Source organism: Actinacidiphila polyblastidii (assembly GCF_036353415.1).
Classification (GTDB): domain Bacteria; phylum Actinomycetota; class Actinomycetes; order Streptomycetales; family Streptomycetaceae; genus Actinacidiphila; species Actinacidiphila polyblastidii.
The window spans coordinates 85,064-109,314 of sequence record NZ_JAZEWV010000007.1 but is presented as its reverse complement, the minus strand read 5'-3'; the positions used below and the strand labels follow the sequence as shown (position 1 = coordinate 109,314).

Annotated in this window: 16 protein-coding genes; 6 read left to right on the top strand and 10 right to left on the bottom strand. The window is 74.1% G+C overall.

The window, feature by feature from the left end; all coding sequences use genetic code 11:
- Nucleotides 1–50 precede the first annotated feature (50 nt).
- Together V2S66_RS11505 and V2S66_RS11500 are read left to right on the top strand one after the other, a co-directional pair.
- On the top strand, nucleotides 51–1,022 hold the full coding sequence (locus V2S66_RS11505) for a pyridoxal-phosphate dependent enzyme (protein WP_330794679.1): 972 nt from the start codon (nucleotides 51–53) through the stop codon (nucleotides 1,020–1,022).
- 281 nt (nucleotides 1,023–1,303) lie between these two features.
- Entirely contained in the window at nucleotides 1,304–2,197 is an 894-nt protein-coding gene (locus V2S66_RS11500; RefSeq protein ID WP_330794520.1) for an alpha/beta fold hydrolase, read from the top strand.
- A gap of 85 nt (nucleotides 2,198–2,282) precedes the next feature.
- Here the strand turns inward: V2S66_RS11500 and fxsT are convergent, their stop codons facing one another.
- From fxsT to V2S66_RS11480, 4 genes are all read right to left on the bottom strand, one after another.
- Nucleotides 2,283–6,269: an FxSxx-COOH system tetratricopeptide repeat protein gene (fxsT, locus tag V2S66_RS11495; protein ID WP_330794519.1), complete on the bottom strand. Its 3,987-nt coding sequence runs from the start codon at nucleotides 6,267–6,269 to the stop codon at nucleotides 2,283–2,285.
- On the bottom strand, nucleotides 6,266–7,582 hold the full coding sequence (locus V2S66_RS11490) for a TIR-like protein FxsC (RefSeq protein ID WP_330794518.1): 1,317 nt from the start codon (nucleotides 7,580–7,582) through the stop codon (nucleotides 6,266–6,268). The genes fxsT and V2S66_RS11490 overlap by 4 nt, the downstream gene beginning before the upstream one ends.
- Nucleotides 7,583–7,661: 79 nt before the next feature.
- A complete protein-coding gene (locus V2S66_RS11485) occupies nucleotides 7,662–8,579 on the bottom strand; it encodes an AAC(3) family N-acetyltransferase (RefSeq protein WP_330794517.1) in 918 nt (305 codons plus the stop codon).
- A 3-nt stretch (nucleotides 8,580–8,582) separates the two neighbouring features.
- A complete protein-coding gene (locus V2S66_RS11480; protein ID WP_330794516.1) occupies nucleotides 8,583–10,988 on the bottom strand; it encodes an FxsB family cyclophane-forming radical SAM/SPASM peptide maturase in 2,406 nt (801 codons plus the stop codon).
- Nucleotides 10,989–11,565: 577 nt separating this feature from the next.
- Between V2S66_RS11480 and V2S66_RS11475 the strand changes: the two genes are divergently transcribed.
- Nucleotides 11,566–12,498, top strand: a complete 933-nt coding sequence (locus V2S66_RS11475) for a DUF4231 domain-containing protein (protein ID WP_330794515.1) — start codon at nucleotides 11,566–11,568, stop codon at nucleotides 12,496–12,498.
- A 69-nt stretch (nucleotides 12,499–12,567) separates the two neighbouring features.
- On the opposite strand, the gene V2S66_RS11470 is transcribed toward V2S66_RS11475, so the two are convergent.
- The 5 genes from V2S66_RS11470 to V2S66_RS11450 all read right to left on the bottom strand — a co-directional run bounded on the left by V2S66_RS11470 (nucleotide 12,568) and on the right by V2S66_RS11450 (nucleotide 17,185).
- Complete coding sequence (locus V2S66_RS11470; protein ID WP_330794514.1) at nucleotides 12,568–12,945, bottom strand: DUF5955 family protein; 378 nt, start codon at nucleotides 12,943–12,945, stop codon at nucleotides 12,568–12,570.
- 92 nt (nucleotides 12,946–13,037) lie between these two features.
- Nucleotides 13,038–14,624 carry a hypothetical protein gene (locus V2S66_RS11465; RefSeq protein ID WP_330794513.1) on the bottom strand — a complete coding sequence of 529 codons (1,587 nt, stop codon included), beginning with the start codon at nucleotides 14,622–14,624 and terminating at the stop codon, nucleotides 13,038–13,040.
- Between the two features lie 88 nt (nucleotides 14,625–14,712).
- A complete protein-coding gene (locus V2S66_RS11460) occupies nucleotides 14,713–15,573 on the bottom strand; it encodes a hypothetical protein (protein WP_330794512.1) in 861 nt (286 codons plus the stop codon).
- 125 nt (nucleotides 15,574–15,698) lie between these two features.
- Nucleotides 15,699–16,196 carry a hypothetical protein gene (locus V2S66_RS11455; protein WP_330794678.1) on the bottom strand — a complete coding sequence of 166 codons (498 nt, stop codon included), beginning with the start codon at nucleotides 16,194–16,196 and terminating at the stop codon, nucleotides 15,699–15,701.
- Between the two features lie 149 nt (nucleotides 16,197–16,345).
- The gene (locus V2S66_RS11450) at nucleotides 16,346–17,185 is read right to left on the bottom strand and encodes an NAD-dependent epimerase/dehydratase family protein (protein WP_330794511.1); all 840 of its coding nucleotides are present in this window, start codon (nucleotides 17,183–17,185) and stop codon (nucleotides 16,346–16,348) included.
- Nucleotides 17,186–17,391: 206 nt separating this feature from the next.
- Here V2S66_RS11450 and V2S66_RS11445 point away from each other — a divergent pair, with 206 nt between their 5' ends.
- Nucleotides 17,392–18,687: an enolase C-terminal domain-like protein gene (locus V2S66_RS11445; protein WP_330794510.1), complete on the top strand. Its 1,296-nt coding sequence runs from the start codon at nucleotides 17,392–17,394 to the stop codon at nucleotides 18,685–18,687.
- A gap of 250 nt (nucleotides 18,688–18,937) precedes the next feature.
- A complete protein-coding gene (locus tag V2S66_RS11440) occupies nucleotides 18,938–19,999 on the top strand; it encodes an alcohol dehydrogenase catalytic domain-containing protein (RefSeq protein ID WP_330794509.1) in 1,062 nt (353 codons plus the stop codon).
- A 57-nt stretch (nucleotides 20,000–20,056) separates the two neighbouring features.
- Here V2S66_RS11440 and V2S66_RS11435 read toward each other — a convergent pair whose 3' ends face one another.
- Entirely contained in the window at nucleotides 20,057–20,338 is a 282-nt protein-coding gene (locus tag V2S66_RS11435) for a hypothetical protein (protein WP_330794508.1), read from the bottom strand.
- Between the two features lie 347 nt (nucleotides 20,339–20,685).
- On the opposite strand from V2S66_RS11435, the gene V2S66_RS34515 reads away from it, so the two are divergent.
- Entirely contained in the window at nucleotides 20,686–24,195 is a 3,510-nt protein-coding gene (locus V2S66_RS34515; RefSeq protein WP_461949943.1) for a discoidin domain-containing protein, read from the top strand.
- The last annotated feature ends 56 nt before the right edge of the window (nucleotides 24,196–24,251 follow it).

Here is a 24,251-nt window from a genome sequence, read left to right as displayed (position 1 = left end):
GCGGCGCCGCCGCCGCACGCCCCGCCGGGTCCCGCCGCGTGGAACGGAGCATCATGACCACACCCCTGCCGGTGACCCTGGACGACGTGCGGAGCGCCGCCGACCGGATCGCGGGCGTGGCCCATCGCACGCCGGTGCTGCGGTCGCGGACGCTGGACGCGCTGGTCGGCGCGGAGGTCTTCCTGAAGTGCGAGAACCTCCAGCGGATCGGCGCGTTCAAGTTCCGCGGGGCCTACAACGCCGCGTCACGGCTCACCGCGGCCCAACTCGCCCGCGGCATCGCGGCGTACTCCTCGGGCAACCACGCCCAGGCGGTCGCGCTCGCCGCCCGTGAGCTGGGCAGTACGGCGGTGGTGCTCATGCCGGAGGACACCCCGCGCTCCAAGCGGGAGGCGACCGCGGGCTACGGCGCGGAGGTCGTCACCTACGACCGGTACACCGGCGACCGCGTCGCGCTCGGCGAGGCGCTGGCCGCCGAGCGGGGCCTGGCGCTGATCCCTCCGTACGAGCATCCGCACGTGATCGCGGGTCAGGGCACCGCCGCGCTGGAACTCGTCGAGGAGGTGGGCGCGTTGGACGCGCTGGTGGTCCCGGTCGGCGGCGGTGGTCTGATCGCGGGCAGCGCCACCGCGGCCAAGGCGCTGCACGGCGCGACGCGGATGATCGGGGTCGAGCCGCGGGCGGGCGACGACACCCGGCGTTCGCTGGCGGCCGGCCGGCGGGTGAGCGTCCCGGTGCCGCGCACCATCGCCGACGGGCAGGCGGCGGAGACGCCCGGCGAACTCACCTTCTCCGTCAACCGGCGGCTCGTCGACGGGATCGCCCTGGTGAGCGACGAGCAGATCCGCGACGCCATGCGGTTCGCCTTCGAGCGGCTGAAGATCGTCGTGGAGCCCAGCGGGGCGAGCGGGCTCGCCGCCCTGATCGCCGGCACCGCCGGTGAACTCCCCCACCGGGTCGGCGTGATCATCTCCGGCGGCAACATCGACGCGCCGCGCTTCGCCGAACTCTGCGGCGACTGAACGCCGTTGCGCCCGATCCGGCGTGGCCGCCCGCCACCACGACGAGGGCGCCGGGCCCGGGCGCCGGGAGAGGCGTGCGCGGCCCGCCCGGCAGGGAGGCCGTGAGCGGGCCGGGGAAGCGTACGGTGTGAGCCCGCCGGCGCGGACCCCTTGCGGGCGCGACGGCTGAATCGCCCGGCTGTTTGTCCGACATCCGGGTGGCAGCGTGCACAGGGAACCGAGAATGTACACCTGGGTACTACGCGGCCGGCCCATCGGGCGAGCGGCTGGGGAGGTGGCCGGTGCGCCAGAGCGTACGCGCCGCGGACGGGCGGCAGTTGACGGTGGAGACCACCGGTGATCCGCGCGGGAAGCCGGTGTTCCTGCTGCACGGCACCCCGGGCAGCCGGCTGGGCCCCGCGCCGCGCGGGGTGGTGCTGTACCAGCAGGGCGTCCGGCTGATCTCGTACGACCGTCCCGGCTACGGGAGTTCGGACCGGCTGCGGATGCGCACGGTCGCCGACGTGGCGCAGGACGTGGCGGCGATCGCGGACGCACTGGGGGTGGAGCGGTTCGCGGTGGTCGGCCGTTCCGGCGGCGGCCCGCACGCGCTCGCCTGCGCCGCGCTGCTGCCCGACCGGGTGACGCGGGCGGCCGCGCTGGTCAGCCTGGCGCCGTGGGAGGCGGAGGGCCTCGACTGGTTCGCCGGCATGTCGCAGTTCAACGTCACGGAGTACACCACCGCCTCCACCGGTCCCGACCAGCTCGCCGTCAGCCTGGAGCCGCGGTCGGCGGCGATCCGGGCCAACCCGGTGCAGCTGCTGGCGGATCTGCGCTGGGAGCTGACCGAGCAGGACCGCCGGGTCGTCTCGGACGCCGGGATCAGGGCGCTGCTGGTCCGCAACTACCGTGAGGGCCTGCGGACATCGGCGGACGGCTGGATCGACGACGCGGTCGCCTTCTGCCGCCCGTGGGGGTTCGACCCCGCCGACATCGCGGTGCCGGTGCTGCTGTGGCACGGCGAGGAGGACGTCTTCTCGCCGATCAGCCACTCGCGCTGGCTGGCCGGCCGCATCCCGTATGCGACGGCGGTGCTGGAGCCGGCCGCGGCGCACTTCACCGCACTGCGGGTGATGCCGGAGATCCTGGTCTGGCTGCTCGGCGACCGCCCCTGGGCTGGACCGGTCCCGGCCTGACCCGCACCGCGCGCCGGCCGGTCCGCCCCCGACCAGGTCAGCAGCCCCGGGGGCCCGGAGGTCCGGGGCCTGCGGGCAACGGGCTCTAGACCACCGGGGGTTCGAGGTCGCGGTAGATCCGCTTGTGCTCGCGCACGCTGACCGTGTACGGGTGGTCGGCGCCCAGCTGCCGGCTGAGCTGCTCCTCCGCGGCCTGCCAGGCCAGCCGGGACTCCTGGGCGCGTCCGGTCTCGCCGAAGGTCACGGCGAGGTTGGCCCGGCAGATCACCGTCTCCGGGTGGTGCGAGCCGAGCCTGCGCTCGAAGGCGTCGCCCGCCTGCCGCTCCAGCTCCTCGGCCAGCAGCGGCCGCCCGGACTCCGCCAGCACGTTCGCGAGGTTCACCTGGCAGGACAGGGTGAAGGGGTGGCTGTCGCCGAGGACGTCCCGCAGCAGCTCCAGGTTGTCGGTGAGCACCCGCTCCGCGCGCTCCAACTGCCCGATGCCGCGCAGGAAGATGCCGAGGTTGTTCTCCGCCGCGAGGGTCGCCGGGTGCCGCACCCCGGGCGCCACGCGGTACGCGCGCATCACCTCCTCGGCCAGGTCAAGCGCCGACGCCCGCTCGCCGGTGGCGTACAGGTCGGCGGCCAGGTTGAGGGTGCAGGCCAGGATGTCGGGGGTGACCAGGTCGGGGAACTTCTCGGTGTAGCGGTCGCGGGTGTTGCGCGACAGCCGGATGGCGTCCTCCAGCAGCCCGGCCTTGCGCAGCGACACGGCGAGGCTCTTCGCGGCGGCCAGGGTGTCGGGGAAGTCCTTGCCGAGCACCTCCTTGTACGCCTCGTAGGTGCTGCTCAGCAGCGCCGCCGACTCCTCGTAGTCGCCGGCCTCGCGCAGGTCCCGGGCGAGGTTGCCGGTGGAGGACAGGGTGTACGGGTGGCGGTCCCCGAGCACCACGCGGCGCCGTTCCAGCGTCTCCTGGTCGATGTCCCTGGCCTCGTACCAGTTGCCGACCATCCGCAGGCACACGCCGAGGTTGTTGGCGGCGGCCAGCGTCCTCGGGTGGTCCTGGCCGAGCAGCTCCTTGAAGCCGTTGTACGCCTCGCGCGCCATCGACAGCGCCTCGTCGAACCGGCCGAGGGTGCCCAGGTCGGTGGCCAGGCCGGTGGTCGTCATCAGGGTGTGGGTGTCGGGGCGGCCCGGCCGGTCCAGGTTGGCCCGCTGCCATTCGAGGATGCGCGCGTCGCGCTGGTACGCCTCCACGTACTTGCCCTGCGAGCGCAGGATGTTGGCGAGGTGGAAGTCGAGGTAGTGGTTGAGCCGCTCGAAGTACTTGCGGCGCTGCGGGGTCTCGTCGGACATGTCCCGGCCGGCCCACTGCTCGGCGAGCTGCGCGCCGAAGGAGTAGGCGGCCTGCAGGTCGCCGCGCTTCCACAGGTAGCGCACCCGGTCGATGAGCAGCTGGCGGGTGTCGGGCTCGTCGCACCGGGCGGCCTCCGAGGCGTCCAGGTGCGGCCAGATCTCCCCGAACCGCTCCCAGTTGGCCGGGTCGTCGGTGTCTCCCTGGATGGGCCGGGCGCCGACCAGGATGCGGTGCACCTCGTGCATGGTGCTCTCCCGCTCCCGGAGGCCGAGTTGGGAGCGCATCACGGACTGGACCAGCCGGTGCACCTGGATGCTTCGGGTGGACTGGTCGACCTTGGCCAGCGCGAACCGGCTCAGCTCCTGGATCAACTGCCCCAGGTTCAGGCGGTCCTGGAGGCTCTCGTCGTACGGCAGCAGCGCGTCGAGCATCTGGTCGCTGTAGACGAGGTTGCCGGAGATCGGCTCGGGTGCGAAGAAGGCGCACAGCTGGAGCAGCCGCACGGCGGCGGGCGAGCGCTTCTGCAGCCGGTTGATGGAGATGTTCCAGGTGGCGGCGACCGGCTCCGGGTAGCCGGGCGGCTGGCTCAGCGAGAGCACCCGGGTGGTCTGGGCGCGCAGTTCGGCGAGGTAGTCGGCGACCGGGGTGGCGGTCTCGGCGAGCCAGGCGCCGGCCTGCTCGACGGCGAGCGGCAGGTCGCCGAGGGCGGCGGCGACCTCGTCGGCCTCCTCGCGGCCGAGGGACGGGACGCGCCGCGAGAGGTGCTCGATGCTCTCCTCGCGGAGGAAGACGTCCACTTCGAGGGAGTTGCCGAGCTGCGACCAGTTCTGGTTGCGGGAGGTGAGCAGCACGTGGCCCTGCCCGCCGGGCAGGAACGGGCGGATGGCGTCGGGGTCGTCGGCGTTGTCGAAGACCAGCAGCCAGCGCTCGGTGGCCGGGGTGTGCCGCAGGTACGCCAGCGCCTCGGTGGCGGCCGCCGCGATGTCCTCGCCGACCGGCAGCCCCACCCGGCCGGCGAGTTCGGCGAGCGAGGCGGTGATCAGCTCGGTCTGCTCGGAGGAGATCCACCAGATCAGGTCGTAGTCGCCCATGAACCGGTGCACGTACTCCAGGGCGATCTGCGTCTTGCCGACGCCGCCGAGGCCGAACAGGGTCTGCGGGCGCGGCAGCACGATGGTCATACCGCCGCCGAGTTCGGCGCGGATCCGCTCCAGTCCCATGCTGCGGCCGGTGAACGTCGGGTTGCGCGGCGGGACGTTCCACACCCGGGGCAGCGTGCCGGGGAAGCGCGGCGCGGGCGCGCCGTCGTCGGCGCCGAGGTCCTGCGGGCGGGCCGGGCGGTCCAGCGCGCGCAGCAGCGCGGCCGCCGCGTAGCTGTCGTCGCGGCGCACCAGGTCCACCGGGCTGCGCTCGGCGAAGGGCGTGGTCAGCCGGACGTCGCCGACCCGCACCGGGACCAGCTGGCGGCGGGCGTTGGTCGGGTCGGCGGCCACCGCCTGCTCCCACACCGTACGGGCGCCGGGCGAGCGCAGGTACGACGAGGAGAGCAGCACCAGCGTGCGGGACGCCGCGTCGGCCGACGGCCCGCCGACGGTGTCGCCGTCGCCGCCGGAGGCCGCCCCGTTCTCGACGACCGGCCGCACCAGCACGTGGAACCCGGCCCGGGTCAGCAGCCAGGCGATCCAGTCGGCCCACATCCGGTCCTGCGGCACGAAGCTGAGGTGCACGTCGGCCATCGCCAGCGGCCGGTAGGGGCGGGTGAACATGTCGCGGAAGTGCAGCCGCACCTCCTCGGGCATCGGCGGCAGCGCGGTCACCTCGGAGTCGCTGATCACCGAGGTGAGCCGTTCGAAGGCGGACAGCAGCGAGGTGGTCAGCCCGGTCTCGTCGCCGAAGGTCGCGAGCGTCTCCTCGTAGTTGTAGTACGAGCGGTAGGGGATCTCCACCGACCCCCAGTAGCGGGCCATCTCCTCCGCGGACAGGCCCTGCGGCATCCGGTCGAACTTGGCGCGGGCCAGCCACCGCCCGGCGTCGACCTTCTCCTTCTCCCCCTCGTCGATGCGCATCGGCACCGGCAGCACCCTGATCTTCCGCTCGTGGAAGCGCTCGGTGATGTTGCGGGCGACCGCGGCCGCGCCGTCGATGCTCTGGCCGCTGAGCGTGAAGCAGTCGACCAGCACGTCGGGCAGCAGCACGGTGCAGATGTCGGCGATGTCGCTGATGCCGGTGCGGCTGTCGACCAGGATGTAGTCGTAGAACTCCTTCATGTCCTCGCGCACGGCGTCGAAGAACTGGCCGCCGTTGAGCCGGTCGAAGAAGTTGTCCCAGTCGAAGTTGCTGACGATCGCCGAGTAGGTGCGGTCCTGCCGGCCGGCCGACACGAAGTCCAGGGTGCCGCCCTCGGGGAAGTCCCACTTCAGGGAGACGGCGTGCTGCCGGATGCGCGCGTAGTCCTTGTGCCAGTCACCGCTCGGCCGGCCGGGGATGGTGGCGGCCTCCGCGAAGTCCCTGATGAGTTCGATGACTCCGCTGGTCGCGCCGACCGTGGAGGGGTCGAGGAAGGGATGGAAGAAGCGGTGCAGGCCGGGCGCCTCCAGGTCCCAGTCGACGGTGAGGACGCGTTTGCCGCCGGCGGCCAGGATCCAGGCGGTGTTGGCCAGCGCCATCGTCCGGCCGGTGCCGCCCTTGTAGGAGTAGAAGGTGACGATGGTTCCGCCACGGCTCGTCGTCGTCATCGCGGGTCCTCCGTGTCGTCCGGGGTGCCGGCCGGTGGCCTGCCGCGCGGCGGCGCGACCGCGGCGGCCGGCGACGCCTCGGGGGCGAGCAGCCGGAACCGTTTCGCCCGGGGGGCGTCCGGCGGGTAGGCGGGGGCGTGCTTGAGGTACTGGGCGGCGGACCACTCCACCACCTGCGGCAGGATGTCGGTGAGGCTCTCCAGGCTGTGCACGCCGCGCGCGGCGGTCCGGCAGGCGGGCGGCCCCTGCCCGGTGCCGTGCGGCATGGCCTGTTCCAGCAGGGACGTCAACTCCCCCTCGGCGTCGTTGCTCTGGGCGTCGTCGCGGTTCCACGCGACGACCACCGCGGTCCACGGCCGGGTCGCGTCCAAGGCGGCGAGCCGGGCCCGCCAGCGCGGGTCGCCGGCCGTCCAGCGGTCGACGATCAGGATCTCCGGGCCGCCCGGCGCGGCGGGCCCGGCCGAGCCCGCGTCGTCGTCGAGCGACGCGACGGTCGGCTCGTAGTCGAAGGTGCGCGCCAGGTCGGCGGCGACGGCGGCCAGCGGCCGGGAGGAGGAGGGGTGGAAGGGGTTCCAGTCCGCGGCGCGCTCCCCGTAGTACGCCGCGCTGCGCCCTTGCGGCAGCCGGTCGCGTACGCAGGCGGCGACGGTGATGCGCAGCGTGCGGGGGCCGCGGGCCTCGCCGAACGCACTGGGGATACGGCGGTAGTCGACCGGCGCGCCGGGGCTGACGGCGCCGCTCTGGGCGACCTTGACGATGCGCTTGGCCAGTTCGTAGACCGCGAGTTCGTAGGCGCTGCGGAACATGGTGAGCTTGATCAGCCCGTACAGGCCCTCGGTGGCGTAGGCGTCGCCCAGCGCGTTGTGGTTGAACTGGAGCCGCTCCGCGGCGTTCGGCAGCCGGTTGGGCGGCACCGGCACCCACAACGCGGGGACGATCGCCTCGCTGACCCGGTTGCTGCGGGCGTGCTCCTGCACCTCGCGCTGCGCGAAGGCGTACCACTCCTTGCCGCACTGCACACTGCCGAAGTACCGCGGCGAGAACAGCGGGACGAACACCCGGCAGGTGGCGAGGGAGTCGGCGAGCCGTTCCGACCATCCCTCGCCCGAGCGGATGTCGCGGTCCATGAATCCGACCGGGGCGCCCGCGCCGAGATCGGTCATCGCCAACACGTGGTCGCACAGGTCCTGGTAGAGCCGGCCGACCCACAAATCCGGGTCGGGCACGTTGGATTCGGGCCGCGGCGTGTGCGCATAGCTCAGAAAGAAATACGGGGCCGCGTCATGCCCCCGTCCCTGTCCCGATATGAGCACGCGCGTCTCCCACCCGGTTCCGGATGTCCACAGTGTAGGAATTATGGACCGCACCGGGAACACGGACAGCCGGAATCCGCTATACGCCAGGTAATCGACGCGGCGGCCGGGGGCGGTTTTCGGACAGCCAGCCGACCGCGAAGTCCACCGCGTCCCGCAGGGGCAGCACCCGGCTCTCCGCGTTTCCCACCGGGCCCCGCCCGACGGCCCGAGGAGCCGGCAGATCGGCGTCGTACGCCGTACCGGCGCCGGCCGCACGCTCGAATGCGGCGCCCAGCGCGGGGAAATCTCCGTCGTCGAGAGCGACATCCCGGTAAGTGATCCAGCGCGCCGCGCCGTCGCACCTGACCACACAGCTGTAGTCGCGGTACGGCGGGTCCTGAATACGGTACTCCGCGAGATGGAACGCGCTGCACACCGCATATCCGACCCCGAGCAGCACAATGGCCGCGTCGGTGTCGTACAGCGCGCGCAGCGGCGAATGCTCACCGAGATGGTCGTGCGCGTGGTGCCGTGCGACGACGGCGGCGGCGCGGGCCCCCAGCGCGGCGAAGGACGTCTGCGGATGGCCGCTGCGGTGCGCCCCCGGCGCGCGCCGCACCGCCTCGGCCAGCCGGCCGACCTGCTCGGAGGGGGTGTGCGCCGGGTCGAACGCGGGCATCGCGGCGCGGTGGCGGGCGGCCTCCTGCGCGGTCATCGCGGCGGTCAGCCGCCGGTGCAGCCGCGAGGACGCCGAGTTGGACTCGGTGAACGCCGGCACCACGACCGTGCCGCGCGGCCCGAGCACGTCCCGCAGCGCGGCGAGCACGGTCTCGGCCGCGGGGTCGGCCGCAGGCCCTGGCAGGCGGTCCGGCAAGCGGTCCGGCGCGGGGTCTGGCAGGGGCGCGTCGACGGGCCCGACCGGCTTCATGGCGGCGTGCACCAGCACCGTCGCGCCCGCCGCGAGGCCGAGCCTGCCGAAGTCCGCGGCGAGCGACGCGCGGGTGTGCCCGGCCACCCCTCAGCGCCCCGTCGCGACGCTCTCCAGAGCCGCCCGCAGCCCTTGCGCGAACCGGTCGCCCAGGGCGGTCAGCACGCCGGTCCCGCACAGGTCGTCGAGCGCCCGCCCGGTGGCCCGCACGTGGGCGGCCGGGTCGGCGGCGAGCGCGGCCGTCGCGGAGCGCGCGCACGCACGGGCGAACAACTCGCCCACGGGCAGCGGCGGTCCGCCCCAGGGCTGCGGGAAGGAGTGCGGGGCCGCCTCGTCGTACAGCTCGAACCGCTCCAGCAGCGCGTCGAGTTTGGCGCACTGCCAGGCGCTGAGCAGCCTGCGCGCCAGCACCGGGGCCTCGGCGGCGTACACGACGCCGACCGCGCCCAGGCCGCGCCGGCCGCCGGGCAGCACGGAGGCGCCGCGCACCGGACGGCCGGCGGCCACCGGGGTGACGGCGGCCAGCCCGGCGGACAGCTCCGCCGCACGGTCCGGCACGGTGCGCCGCAGCAGCGCCCACGCAGCCCCTACGGCCCGCCGCCACGCGTCGGCCTCCCCCGCGCTCAACCGCGGCACGGCCGGCCGCGGATGGGTGTCCCGCCAGGGGTCGACGTCGTCCAGGACGAGCGCCGGCGGTGCTCCCGCCGGCGCCGGGCCCGGTGTCAGCGCGCGCACCGGCTGCCACCTGCGGTCGTGCGGCGCCCCCGCGACGACCTCGAGCTCCTCCTCGCCGCGGCGGATCACGAACGCCCGCGCGCCGCCCTCGACTTCGGCGGTGCCGGGACCGGTCCTGGCGAACGCGGCGCGGCCGAGACCGGGCAGCGTCACGGCGCCGTGGGCGCCGACCGGCACCGGCAGCCCGTCCGCGGCCCCGGCGCGCAGCGCCGCCGCGACGGCCAGCGAGGCGAGGTGCGCGGTGCGCGGCGAACCGGCGTACGCGCGGCCGCCGTACGGCGGCCCGTCGTACGGCGGCCGGCCGTACGGGCGCGCCTCGGCAGGCCGGTGGACGCCACCCCCGGTGGCCGGTTCGTCGAGGCACGCGGCAGCCCAGCTGCGGGTGTAGGGGTGGGCCAGGACAGCGTCCAGGACGTCCTGGCGGGCGCCTGCCCCGTCGAGCCACTGCCAGGTGCGGTCCCACAGCGGATCGCGGCCACCCGCCGCGGAGTCGATCAGCCGCAGCCAGTCGTGGGTCACGAGCCGCTGCTCCGCGGCGAGTTCACGCACCCCGGCGGGCTCCGCGACGCCCGCGTACCGGTCGAGCACAGGCGCCGCCGACGCCACGGCGGCCGCGGGGGCAAGGGCGGCGGGGGCCAGGCCGGTCCGCGAACCCACCTGCTCGACGAGGGACTTCAGGTCGGTGCAGTACACCGACGGGTTGCCGAAGCCGTCGCCGCCGCTGCCCGCGCGGAACCGGTGTGCGTAGAGCCCGCCGCCGCAGGAGCCGACCACCGGGCAGGCCCTGCACTCCTCGCTCAGCCCGGCCAGGCCGCGCTGGCGGGCCAGGACACCTGGGTGCCGGGCGGCACTGTCGAGGCTGTCGGCGAAGACGTCGAAGCCGGTGGCGGGGGCCCCCTCGTAGGCGGTCTTCAGCGAGTCGGCCTGCTCCAGGGTGCCGTCGGTCTCCACCACGACGAGGTCGGAGGGGCCGAGGCCGAGCGACTCGGTGAGGCTGGGACCGCCGGCCAGGGTGCTGAGCAGCGAGTCGAAGAGCCGGACCGGCATCGGGCGGCCCTGCGCGTCCCAGCGGTCGTAGACGCGCATCAGCCAGTCCGCGTAGGCGGTCGCGCTGCCGTCCGGGCGGGCGGGCGGCTCGTCCCAGGTGGCGTGCGGCAGCAGGAAGTCGATGTGCGGGGGTGCCAGGGCGGCCAGCGCGTCGTACACCGCGACCGGGTCGTTGGCGGCGTCGACGGTGCACAGCAGGCCCGCGTACAGGTGCCGGTAGCGGTCCTGGCGGAGCAGCCGCACGCCCTCCAGCACCCGCTGGTGGCTGCTGCGGCCGTTGGCGTAGACGCGGTGGCGGTCGTTGGCGGCCTTGTCCCCGTCCAGCGAGACGCCGACCTTGACGTCGAACTCCGCGAAGACATCGAGGTAGCGCGGGCTCAGCTGGATCCCGTTGGTGTGGATGCGCAGATCGAGGGCGCTGACTCCGTCGAGCCTGGTGCGGAGTTCCTCGCAGACCCGGCGTAATCGCGCCGGGCCCGCGAGCAGCGGTTCTCCGCCGTGCAGGATGACGTGGACCGTGGAAATGGCATGCGTTTTGGCGTGCTCCGCGAGTCGGTGCGCGGTCCAGGAGATCGTCTCCTCGGAGATCACCTTGGGACGCGAACTCCAGCTCTGGTCCGCGTGCTCGTACACATAGCAGTGGCGGCATGCCAGATCACATCGACTGTGGACCTTCAGCACGAACTGGCGGAAGGGGACCAGCGGTCCGGACATCGGGGAGGAGTCAGATGCAGGAGTTGAAGGTGGTACGGGATTCCCTGCGGCCGGTCAGCGCGGAAACGGAGCGGCGCAGGCTCCTTTCCAGCGTGCCGTCGCCGGAGGTGCGCACGGAAGCCAGCGGAACACGAACCTCCGACGTGGGAGCGGAGTGAGAGGTGTGCGCGGAAGTGTTCACGGCCGTCCTATGGGCGCGAGGCGCTCCGGATCGATCCACGTCCCCCATGGGAAGGGATCATGGCCTGCCGCAGCGAAATGGGTTGGCAATTCTGGATCCTAGCGCGAGTGTTCTCCGCTTGCACCTCGGACGCGGTCACACCGTACTCCCCGAATCGGGCGTTCACCCGGACGCACGAAAGGAGAACACCTGACGGGGAACAATATTGACCCCTGTTCGACGCTGAATTCGACAGCGCCCGGTGAACGCACGGCTTGGCCCGAACTCGTCTGTTCAGGTGAAGCCGACGCGCCGCATGCTCCGGGCAGGACCGCGCCCGCGGGACGGGTCGCGGGACGCGGAGCGACGGCGCGCGACGCCCGGGGGGACGCGCCGGCCACGGAGACGGGGGCGCGGATGGCTGGTCCTGACGACGGCGGCCGGCGCAGCGCGGTGTTCGGCGACGCCGACCTGCCGGGGCTCTTCCGCTTCGCCGACGGCGCGGCCGTACGGCGCCAGCGCCTCACCGTCGACTGGGTGCGCCGGCAGCTGGTGCTGCTGGTCGTCGCGGCGGCCTTCGCCGCCGTCCCGTGGCGGCTGCGATCCGGCCACCTGGAGCTGCTGGCCCTGGTCAGCGCGGTGGCATACGTGGGCGCGCTCTGGTTCACCTGGCAGACGGCGCGCCATCACCACCGCGAGAACTGGCAGTTGCATCGCAGCGCGGCGGAACTGCTGCGTTCGCAGTGCTGGCGCTACGCCGTCTGCGGTGCCCCCTTCGCGCGCGAGGCACCGGACGCGGAGGGCGACTTCGAGGTACGGGTGAACGACAGCCTGCACGAGCTGAGGTCCGTCGGCTGGCGCGATCCGCGTCCCGCCGGCTCCTCCGCGATGGAGCGCGCGCTGATCACCGCGACGATGCGCGACCTGCGCGGCAAGCCCCTCGCCGTGCGCCGGGACGTGTACGTGCGGGACCGGGTCATGGAGCAGCGCGACTGGTACCGGCGCAGGACCTCGCAGTCGCGGCGGGCCGGGGCGGTGTGGCGGTCGGTGGCGGTCCTCGGCACCGCCGCGGCGCTGGCCGCGGCGGCGGCCAGGTCCTTCGGGTGGGGCGCGTCCGTGGACCTGGTCGGGCTGGCCTCCTCGGCCGCGGCCGCCAGCGTCGCCTGGAGTGAACTGCGCCAGTACCAACCGCTGGTGGCCGCCCACTCGGTGGTCGCCCAGGAGCTGGACACCATGGTCGTCACGATGGAGAAGATCACCACCGAGGCCGCCTGGTCCACCGCGGTGCGCGCCGCCGAGGACGCCATCTCCCCCGACCACACCGCCTGGCTCGCCCGCCACCGCACCTGACCGCACCCGGCCGCACCGGACGGGCGGCCGCGCCGCCGATTGCCCCGGCCGCCGCCGGTGCGTGCGCGGTCAGCCGAGGGCGCCGGCGACCGCCTCGCGCAGCGCCTCGGCGCCCGCGGCGAGCGCGGTGACGGAGGAGAGCGCCGTGGTCAGCCGGCCGATGGCGCGGGAGAGCCGGCCCGGGTCGGGGGCCGGAGCGGCGAGCTGGTCGGTGACCTCCGCCAGCTCGCCGCGCGCCCGCGCCCGCTCCTCGTCGCTGAGGTCCGCGCCGTGCGCGGCCAGCAGCGCGGCGAGGGCGTCGAGTGCCTGCGCGGGGGTGAGCCCGCCGGCCGGGGCGCCGCCGCCTCCGCTCGCCCGCGCGCCCTGCCCGACCGCCATCGGACCGGAGTTCTCGATCCGCCCGCTGCCGCTCTGGTGGATGCCGATGTTCCAGCCGCCGCCGCTCATGGCCGTCCTCCCCTTCCCGTCACGCCGATCCGATCTCTCATCGCGCCGATCCTTCATCACGCCGATGTGATGTCTCGCCAGACCGCCGGTGCTCACGACGCCTTCGCCTGCGGGCCGACCGCCGTCGCCCCGGAGTTGACGATGGTGCCGCCACCGGTCTGCAGGATGCCCACGTTGAGCGCGGTCTGCTGGGCGCGGTACTCCGTGGTGTCCACCGCGTGGTCCTCGAGGAAGTCGAGGATCACCTCGAAGGTCCGCCGCTCGATGATCTTGATGAACTTCTCGTCGTCCATCTGCTGGAAGAAGTGCCGGTAGCCGCCGGACGCCATCTCGCGCACGCTGCGGCGGGCGCCCCAGTCGACGAGGTCCTGGTCCTCGTCCGGCTCGTGCCGCACCGCCGCGGCGCGCAGGTCCTTGCGGTTCCACACCGTCCTGGCCAGGGCGAACGGCAGGGCCAGCAGCCAGACCGCGGCGGTCGCGATCCCCGCGACGGCCTCGACGGCGGCCCGCCAGGCGAGCGACCACACCTCGCCCGAGGTCAGCCGCCGCAGCCGGGACGCCTCGTGGTAGGCGGACTTGATCGGCATCAGGTGGTAGCCGTGGAACTGGGTGTAGATCATCCGGCCCTTGAGGTCCACGTTCAGGAACACCGAGGTGACCAGCTCCTGCGACCACGAGCCGACCCGCACGCACAGGTACTCGCGCGCCGCGTTGTAGTGGTCGGGCACCTCGTCCGCGGCGGCCCGGTACTCCGCGAGCCGCTCGTACGGCACCGGCGGCCGGCTGCCGAGCGCCTTGGCGTAGAACCGGCGGGTGACCTCCAGCCCCCGCAACCGCTGGCTGTGCGCCGCCACCTCGTCGAGCAGCGAGGAGCGCAGCCGCTCCTCCATGTACGCGGTCAGCTCGTCCGCGGTGAACGGGTCGGGGTCGGTGGCGCGGGCCGGGCCGGCCTTGCCGTCGGCCGGGCCGGCGTCGGCCGGGCCGGGTGGCGGCACGTACGCCGGTGGGAACGAGGGCGGGAACGACGGCGGCTGGGCGCGCTCCAGCAGGCAGGCGAACGACCAGCGGCGCACGGAGTCGCCGGCGCCCACGAACGGCACGTAGCCGCCGTAGTAGACGACCCCCTCGGTGCTGTCCTGGTCGCCGCGGATCTTCTCGTACAGCTCCGGCGTACCCGGCGCCACCACCGGCGCGACCCCGTCGAAGCCGCGGCCCGCGGTCCGGCTGCGCCGCAACTGCACGGTGACCACCTGCCGCTGCACGATCGCGGCGAACAGGTTCGCCGCCCACACCGTCCACACGGCCACCACGCTGGACACCCAGAACCCGGTGCCGCCGTAGGCGCCCATGGCCGGCATCAGGACGCCGAAGAGGAACCACAGCACGCACGCCAGCACCACGGCGGTCGTCCTCGCCCGGCGGCGGGCGCGTGCGGCGAGGGCGTGGCCGAGCACGGTGGCCGCGTCGTAGCCGTAGGCGGGTGCGGCGAACCGGTGGCTGTTGCCGACCAGTTCGCCGACGACGCGGTCGGCGTACTCCGGGTCGGTCTCCGCGCCGATCGCCAGCAGGCGGGTGACCTCGCTGAGTTCGGGCGGCGTGGTGCCGGGCGGCGGTGCGGGCGCCAGGTCGGCGTCGTCGTACGCGCGCGGTCCGGGGAGCGTCGGTCGGTGTGTGGTCACGGCTCGGAACTCCCAGTGGTGCGGGGCCGGTTGGCGTACGAGTGGAATGTCGGGACGGGAGGCGGGACGCGGGCGGCAGGGGCGCGGGTCAGAACTCGTCGACGCTGCGGGTCGCGAGGCCGTACTGCTGCGCGATCGGGTTCCAGGCGTCCACGAAGGCCGACTTGGCCTGCTGGGCGGTCGTGCTGTCCTGGCCGCCGGACACGTAGTCGCTCTGGTCGTGCGTCGCGCCGGTCCTGCACGTCCCGTCGGCGAGCGCGGTGGCCCAGCGGGCGTAGTCGGCGTCGGCGGAGGAGGAGGCGTCCAGCGCCGTGCTGAGCAGCTGCGCCGCGTCGGAGCCGCCGGCCACCGCGTCCATGGGCAGCGCGGTGGCCTGCTCGGCGAGCGAGGTGCGGGTGTCCGCGGCGCCCTGGAGCGTCGTGGCGTCCTGGCCCAGCCCGGCGTCGGGGCCGCACTGCTCGGCGTCGGCCACCGCCGCCGAGACCTGGCTGCGCTCGTCCGCCGACTGGGAGACCAGTGCGTCCAGCGCGGCGGCCTCGCTCTGCGGGTCCTCGGTCGGCGTGGTCTCGGTGGGGGTGGGCTCGTCGGTCACGTCGGCGCCGCCGGCGCCGGTGGACGTGTCGTCGGTGGCGGTGCCGTCGAGGTCGCTCCCGTCGGCGCCGCCCGTGGCGTAGGGGCTGTCGGAGCCGAACCCGCTCGACCCCGAGGACCCGGACGAGCCGCCGCCCCACGTCCAGGGGTGGAAGGCCAGCACCAGGCCCAGCGCGAGCGGCACCGCGAGCAGCCGGTAGAGCGTGAGCCTGACCCCGCGGTCGAGCGTCCGGAAGACGGCCGCGCCGTACGTCTCCGGCGCACCGGACTCCGGCCCCGGCCTGGGCCCTTGCCCCGGCGCCGACCCCGGCGCGCCTGGTCCGTCGGCTTCCGGCGGCTGGTGCGAGCTCGTCGTCATGGGTCCCCCCCCACGTTGAGTTGTGCGGAACCGTACTCCGCGCTGTCGCAACAGACCGTGACGTCGGACGATTTCGGGCCTTTGCCACCCCAACCGATACGTATCGGTCCCAACCTTGCCCCGTCTCAGGGCCGTTCGGCGCCGGGCTTCCAGATGACGGAGACCGGCCGGCCGAGGGCGCGGGCGTAGTGGACGACGTCCGCGGTGCCGCCGCGGCCGCGCGCGGGGCGGCCGTCCCACACCGCGAGGATCAGGTCGCAGTGGTCGGCGATGTACGCGCCCGCGGCGTAGTACGCCTCGCCGCTGACGCGGGTGTAGCCCAGCGTGACGTGGGAGTCGGCGCGGTCCAGCAGCGCCCGGAAGCGGATGAGTTCGGCCGGGGAGAAGGTGGACTCGTAGTCGTCCGCCGGGGTCACGACGGTGAGCCGCGCACCGCAGTCGAGCGCGATCTCGGCGAAGAGCTGGTCGGCGCCGGCGGCCAGGCTGCTGAGGGCCTCGACCGGGTCGCCCACGCCGCGCGGCGCGCGCAGCGCCTCTGTGAGCGCCTTCGTGAGCGCCGCCCTGACGTGCCCGAACGCCTCGTGCGGGATGGCCCGGTGCCCGGTCACGCCGATCCTCGTCACGCCGCCGTGTGCCGCCCGCCCCCGGTCCGCCGCCATGGCGACCAGTCTGCCAGCCGCCGGCGCCGCGGCCCCTTCCCGTGCACCGTCCCGCTCGCCGCGATCCCCGGGGAGCCGCACTCGGACGGGGAGCCGCACGGGCGGCGCGGCGGCTACTCCTCGCGCCAGGCGAACCGCGGTGTGAAGCCCAGGAGTTCGCGGCTGCGCCGGGTGTCGAACGGCACCGCGTGGCCGTCGAGCGGTGCGTCGAGCCGGGTGTGCGGGTGATGACGGCGCATCAGTTCCGCGGTCGGCTCCAGCGCCGAAGTGTCGGGCGCGGCGACGTTGACGACCGTGTGCCCGCTCAGCTCGGCGGTGAGCGCCGCGCCGACCGCCCGCGCCGCGTCCCGGGTGTCCAGCCAGCCCCACAGCGAGGACCGGTCGAAGGCGGGGTCGGCGTGCACCGCGTCGAGGTGCCGGCGCAGCCGCTCCCCGGTGCCGAGGAACGGGAAGCGCAGGCTCACCGCGGTCAGCCCGAAGCGCCGGGCGACCCGGGCGGCCACCGCCTCGCCGAGGTACTTGGAGAGCCCGTACACGTCGTCGCCGACGAAGGGGTGCTCCTCGGTGACCGGCACGGCGGCCGGCGACAGTCCGTGGCAGGAGAAGGCGAAGCCCAGCGCGGACAGGCTGGAGACGTTCACCAGCCGGCGCGCGCCGGCCCGCCCCGCGCCGTCGAGCACGAGATGGGAGGCGGAGACGTTGTTGAGGAAGACCTCGTCCTGCGGCGCGACGTGCGGCGAGGGCAGCGCGGCGGCGTGCACCACGGCGTCCGCCCCCGCCAGCGCCTCGGAGAGCGCTTTCCGGTCGCTCAGCTCACCGGTCACCACCTCGTCCGCGACCGCCGGGTCGAGCGGCGCGCGGTCGTGCGCCCGGACCGTCCAGCCCTCGGCCCTCAGATGGGCCGTCACCTCCCGGCCGAGCGTGCCGCCGGCGCCCGTGACCAGCACCTTCACTGTGGCTCCTTCCGTCCGGTGGGACCGCGGGTCCGGCACCGCGGCGGGCGCGCCCGCGAGGCCGCGCCCGCCGCGTCGGTGCGGACCACACCCCCCACCGCCGGATACTTGCAGGAATCTTGCCAAGAATTAAGTCCTGTCGCGCAACATTTTGCCGTGGTTGACTGGCGCGGACGATCACCGGCGACCCGCGGAGGAGACAGCCCATGACCGGATCAGGTCCCGACCGCCTGCTGGACGCCTCGGGCGGCCTGCCGCAGGCCCTCCCGCCCTGGCAGGGCGGGGACGGCCTGCGCGTCACCGCGGTGCGCGCCGTCGTCACCGCGCCCGAGGGCCTGCCGCTGGTCGTGGTCCGCGTCGACACCTCGGAGCCCGGCCTGTACGGGCTCGGCTGCGCGACCTTCACCCAGCGGTACGCCGCGGTGGCCGCCGCCGTCGACGAGCACGTCGGCCCGCTCGTGGTGGGCCGGCACCCCGCCGACATCGAGGACATCACCCGGCTGATCCACTACTCGTCCTACTGGCGCGGCGGCCCGGTCCTCGGGAACGCGCTCTCCGGCGTCGACCAGGCGCTGTGGGACATCGCGGGCAAGCGCGCCGGGATGCCGGTGTACGAGCTGCTCGGCGGCCGCAGCCGCGCCGCCGTCGAGGTCTACACGCACGCCGCGGGCGGCACCGTCGAGGAGACCCTGGACCAGGCGGAGGCGCTGCTCGCCGACGGCTACCGGCACGTCCGGCTGCAGGTCGGCGGCCCCGGCCTGGGCACGTACGGCGCGCCCGGCACCCGCGGCGGCTACCCGCGCTCGCCGCACCCCGACGGCTGGGACCCCGCCCAGTACCTGCGCGCGACCCCCCGGCTCTTCGAGGCGGCCAGGCTGCGGCTCGGCGAGGAGGTCAGCCTGATGCACGACGTGCACAGCCGGCTGACGCCCAAGCAGGCCGTGGTGCTGGCCAGGGCGCTGGAGCCGTACCGGCTGTCGTTCCTGGAGGACGTGATCGCGCCGGAGCACTACGACCGGCTGCCCGAGGTCCGCGCGGCGTCTCCGGTGCCGATCGCGGTCGGCGAGCAGATCGGCAACGTCACCGACGCGGTGCGGCTGATCAGGGACGGCGGGATCGACCTGCTGCGGCTGCACACCTCGGCGGTCGGCGGCCTGACGCCGACCCGCAAGCTGGTCGCGCTGGCCGAACTCCTCGGCGTGCGCACCGCGTTCCACTCCCCTGGCGACATCTCGCCGGTCGGCGTGGCCGCGAACCTCGCGGTCGACGTGTCGACACCCGCCTTCGGCTACCAGGAGTCGCACACCTACGACGACGCCACCCACGAGGTGTTCCCGGGCACCCCCGTGGTGCGCGACGGCCACCTGACTCCGTCCGACGCGCCCGGCTGGGGGGTCGACCTGGACGAGAAGGCCGCGCTGCGGCATCCGCCGGTGAAGTTCCTGCACGAGCGGTGGTCGGCGGGGGTACGGCACCCCGACGGCGGGCTCGACGCCCCCTGACCGACCGCAGGGCCTCCGCGTGCGCGATCCGGCGGCAACCGGGACCCCGCGCCCGCGGCGGCGGACCGGCCCGGCAGACTCGACGGCGACGGCGACGGCGACGGCGACGGCGACGGCGACCGGGACCGGGACCGGGACTCGCGGCGAGGGGCGGGGGTCTGGGGCTGCCGGGCGGGGGGCCGGGGCGCAAGCCAGAGGTTCAAGTGCTCCGGCCGGTCGGCCGGCTGCGGGCGAGAGGACGGTGAGCGGCGTGCGGGCCGTACTGGTCGAGGAGTTCGGGCGGCTGCCCGAGGTGCGGCGCGTCGACGATCCCGCGCCGCCGCCCGGCGGCGTGGTGGTGCGCGTCGAGGCGACCGGGCTGTGCCGGAGCGACTGGCACGGCTGGCTCGGCCACGACCCGGGCATCGCGCTGCCGCACGTGCCGGGGCACGAACTCGCGGGCGTGGTCGTCGCGTCGGGCGCGGGCGTCAGCCGCTGGCGGGAGGGGGCACGGGTCACCGCGCCGTTCGTGTGCGCGTGCGGGAGCTGCCCGGCGTGCGCGCGCGGCGACCAGCAGGTGTGCGAGCGGCAGCAGCAGCCCGGGTTCACCCACTGGGGCTCCTTCGCCGAGCTGGTGACGGTCCATCAGGCGGACGTGAACCTGGTCGCGCTGCCGGAGTCGATGGCGTACACCACCGCGGCCGCTCTCGGCTGCCGTTTCGCCACCGCGCACCGCGCGGTGGTCGCGCAGGGACGGGTGCGGTCCGGCGAGTGGGTGGTGGTGCACGGCTGCGGCGGGGTGGGGCTGTCCGCCGTGATGATCGCGGTGGCGGCCGGCGCGCACGTGGTGGCCGTCGACCCCTCGCCGCGGGCCAGGGGCGCCGCGCGGGCGCTGGGCGCGGCGGTGTGCCTGGACCCGGCGGCGCAGGACGCCGCCCCGGCGGGCGGCGTCCCCGCGGTGGCCGCGGCCGTGCGGGAGGCGACCGGCGGCGGGGCGCATCTGTCCCTCGACGCGCTGGGCTCGGCGGCGACGTGCGCGGCCTCGGTGTGGGGGCTGCGGACGCGCGGCCGGCACGTGCAGGTGGGCCTGCTGCCGGCCGGCGGCACGGCGGTGCCGATGGATCGGGTGCTGGCCCTGGAGCTCGAACTGCTGGGCAGCCACGGCATGGCAGCGCACGCCTACCCCGAGCTGATGCGCCAGGTGGCGGCGGGCACGCTGCGCCCGGACCTGCTGATCGGCTCGGTCATCGGGCTGCCCGACGTCCCCGCGGCGCTCGCCGCGATGAGCGAGGGCTCCCCGGCCGGGATGACGATGATCACCCCGGCTCCGTAGCCGCGCCGCTCGTCGGCCGCACGCCGGCGGTCGCGGCGGACGCCGGCTCCGCCCGCGTCAGCCGCTGTCGGGCTTCCAGTCCGGGGCCAGCGCGCACGACATGAAGTGGGTCAGCCGCCACCGCTCCCACACCCGCTCGTGCACGCCGCCGGAGTTGACCGCGTAGTCCGCGCACTCCGCGCAGCCCTCCCGCGGACCGGGTTCCGTGCCGTGGTCGTCGAGGTGGTGGGTGGCCCATCGGTAGAGGAAGGCCCCCGGGTTCGGGGTCTCGGGGTTCTCGAAACGAGCCTCCAGTTCGCCACATCGGGCACACTGTCGGCTCTCCACACCTCTACTCACGCTCCGAGCCTACGTTCTCGGCCGGTCCGACGCGCCGATTTCCCCCCACGGGCGTCGAACGCCCAGCCGAACACGCCGGGCGCACCCGGCCCCACCGCCGAGGGGCCACGCGGTCGCCCAGCCGGCCGCCGGCGCGGCCGGCTGCCGTGCACAGCGGGTGCACAGGGATTGACACGGGTTCGGGCTCGCCGCGAGACTCCCGGGAGAGCGCTCTCCCATGTCAACTCCGGACGCCGCGACCGGCGTTCCGAGGTCCCCCCAGCCGCCGGCAGGCGGCACCTTCCGTGGAGATGCAGATGAGCCTGTTGGCGTTCCTTTTGCGAAGTACGAGGCGGCACAGACCGCTGGTGGCCATCATCGCGGTGATGGCGCTGGCGATCGGCGGCGCGCTCAGCGCGACCTCAGGGACCGCGCAGGCGGCGGACACGCTGCTGTCCCAGGGCAAGACGGCCACCGCGTCGTCGACGGAGAACGCGGGCACGCCCGCCTCGGCGGCCGTCGACGGCGACACCGGCACCCGCTGGTCGAGCGCGGCCGCCGACCCGCAGTGGCTCCAGGTCGACCTCGGCAGCACCGCGACGATCAGCTCGGTGGTGCTCAACTGGGAGAACGCGTACGGCAAGACGTTCAAGATCCAGGTCTCGGGCGACGCCCAGAACTGGACCGACGTCTACTCCACCACCACCGGCGCGGGCGGCGTGCAGACGCTTTCCGTAAACGGTTCCGGGCGTTATGTCCGGCTGTACGGGACCGCCCGCGGCACCGGATACGGCTACTCGCTGTGGGAGTTCCAGGTCTACGGCAGCGCCGGTACGGCGTCCGGCTGCGGCACCGCGAACGCGGCGCTGAACCACCCGGCCACCACCTCCTCGACGGAGAACGCCGGCACCCCGGCCGCCTCCGCGTTCGACGGCAACGCCGGGACCCGCTGGTCCAGCGCGGCCGCCGACCCGCAGTGGCTCCAGGTGGACCTGGGCGCGAGCACCTCCGTCTGCAAGGTGGTGCTCAACTGGGAGAACGCGTACGGCAAGACGTTCAAGATCCAGGTCTCGGGCGACGCGCAGAACTGGACCGACGTCTACTCCACCACCACCGGCGCGGGCGGCGTGCAGACGCTCTCCGTCAACGGCACCGGCCGGTACGTGCGGCTGTACGGCACCGCGCGCGGCACCGGATACGGCTACTCGCTCTGGGAGTTCGAGGTCTACACCGGCTCCGGCACCACCGGTGGCAACGGCGGCGCGACCGGCGGTGACACCGGCGGCACCGGCAACCCCGGCGGCGGCGACTTCTCCGGCTCGGTGATCTCCGCCTACAAGCAGGTGTCCGCCTCCTCCTACGAGGGCGGCAACGCCCCCGCCGCGGCGCTGGACGGCCGCACCGACACCCGCTGGTCCAGCCTCTACACCGACCCCCAGTGGCTCCAGGTCGACCTGGGGGGCAGCGGCACCATCAGCGGCATCGTGCTCAACTGGGAGTCCGCTTACGGCACCGCGTACCACATCGACGTGTCGGACAACGGCACCGCGTGGACGCCCCTGTACACCACGACCACGGGCAAGGGCGGCGTCGAGAAGCTCCCGCTCACCGGCAAGGGCCGCTACGTGCGGCTGACCGGCACCGCCAGGGCCACCGGATACGGCTACTCGCTCTGGGAGTTCCAGGTCTACGGCACGGTGGACGCCTCCACCGCCACCCCGCCGCTGCTCTCCGGGCCGACCAAGGCGCCCGCCACGACGGGGCAGTTCCAGCTCTCCGCGCCCGGCGACAAGGCGATGGTCTCCAACACCCGCAGGCCCGCGCTGTCCTGGGCGGCCGTCGCGGGGACCGCGCACTACGAGGTGTGGATCAACATCAGCCGCACCGACTACGACTTCACCGCCTCCGGCAACCTGCTCGACCTCTACACCAAGGTCGCCGAGCCCACCGGCACCACCTACACGCCGACGTGGGACATCACCGACCGGTGGACGTACAAGTGGTACGTGGTCGCGGTGAGCGGATCGGGGGCCAGGACCACCTCCACCATCCGCCAGTTCAGCGTCTACCTGCCGGACATCGAGCAGGTCGCCGACGGGGTGAACGTCGTCAACGGCGCCCGTGACCTGAACAAGGACGGCACGATCGAGCCGTACGAGGACTGGCGGCTGTCGGTCGACACGCGGGTGAGCGACCTTCTCGGGCGGATGACGCTGGAGGAGAAGGCGTACCAGATGTTCTACAACGTCCAGCAGTTCCCGCTGTCGGGCTGGCACTTCGGCCCGGCGCAGCCCGCCGACCTGAACAACGTGCTGCTGTCCACGGCTGCGACCCGGCTCGGCATCCCGCCGGTGTCCGCGGGCGACACCACCGCGGGCTACCAGACCACGTACCCGCTGCAGAGCACCCTGGCGGCGGGCAAGGACTACCCGCTGGACTACCAGTTGGGCAACATGCAGCGCGAGGAGGAGCTGGAGGTCGGGGCGCGCGGCACCCTGTCGCCGCTGGCCGAGGTGGGCACGAAGGTGCTCTACCCGCGCATCCAGGAGGGCGGCGGCGAGAACGCCGACGTGGCCGCGGCCCAACTGCGGGCGCTGGTGGCCGGGTTGCAGGGCGGCCCGGAGCTGAACCCGGGCTCGGTGCTGGCCACCGTCAAGCACTGGCCGGGCGAGGGCGCCGGCGGCGAGGCCGGCATCGTCTACGACGGGGTGACGATCAAGTACCACATGATCCCGTTCAAGGCGGCGATGGAGGCCGGCGCGGTCAACATCATGCCGGGCTACGCGGGCAGTTCGTACCTGGACCCGGGCGGCCCCGGCGCGGGTGACAGCGCGAAGATCCTCACCTACCTGCGGCAGAACCTCGGGTACACCGGTCTGATCACCACCGACTGGCTGCCGTCGGGCGCATGGGTCAACGCGGCCAACGCCGGCTCCGACGTGATGGGCGGCGCCGACCCGGGCGCCACCGGGTTCACCATGGCCGGCTTCGAGCAGCAGGTGCCGCTGGCCAGGATCAACGACGCGGTGTCGCGCATCCTGAAGCTCAAGTTCGAGCTGGGTGTCTTCGACCACCCGTACGGCGACCCGGTGAACGGCCCGTACCGCTTCCACCAGCCGAGCTACGTGCAGCTGGCCAACCAGGCGGCGCGCGAGTCGGACACCGTGCTGAAGAACGACGGCGTGCTGCCGGTGAAGCTGAACGCGGGCGACAACATCGTGGTCGCGGGCCCCCGGGCCACCGACGGCGCGTCGTGCTGCATCTGGTCCAGCTACTTCCACCCGGACTACGGCTCGCTGGACATGCTCGACGCGATCAAGAAGAGAGCGGCGACCGCGGGGGTCAACGTCTACCAGGACACCGGACCCTCGCCGAAGCTGGCGATCGTGAACGTGGGCGAGCCGTCGTACACCCACGCCACGTCCTGGCCGGACACGCAGCCCTATCTGCCGGCCGACCAGCTCGCCCTGATCCAGAACTTCAAGAGCCAGGGCATCCCGGTGGTGGTCGTGCTGACGCTGCCGCGGCCGATCGTGACCAGCGACTGGAACAACCTGGCGGACGCCATCGTGGTGACCTACCGCGGCGGCGAGGAGGTCGGGCCGGCCACCGCCAGCCTGCTCTTCGGGGACTTCACCCCGCACGGCCACCTGCCCTGGCAGTTGCCGCGCAGCCTGGACCAGGTGCTCAAGCCGGGCGGCGGCGACAATCCGGCCGACGCCAACGAGGCGTGGGACCTGCCGTACGACCTCGGCGCGACCGCCGCGGAGCGCGCGGACATCCGGGCGAAGATCGACGCCGGCCAGACCGTGCCGACGACGTACGGCAACCCGCTGTACGCCTACGGTGCGGGGCTGACCAGCTGGGCGACCGGCTGACCGCCGGCCGGCCGGACCGTTCGACCCCGCCGGCCGGCTGACCGGCCGGCGGGGAA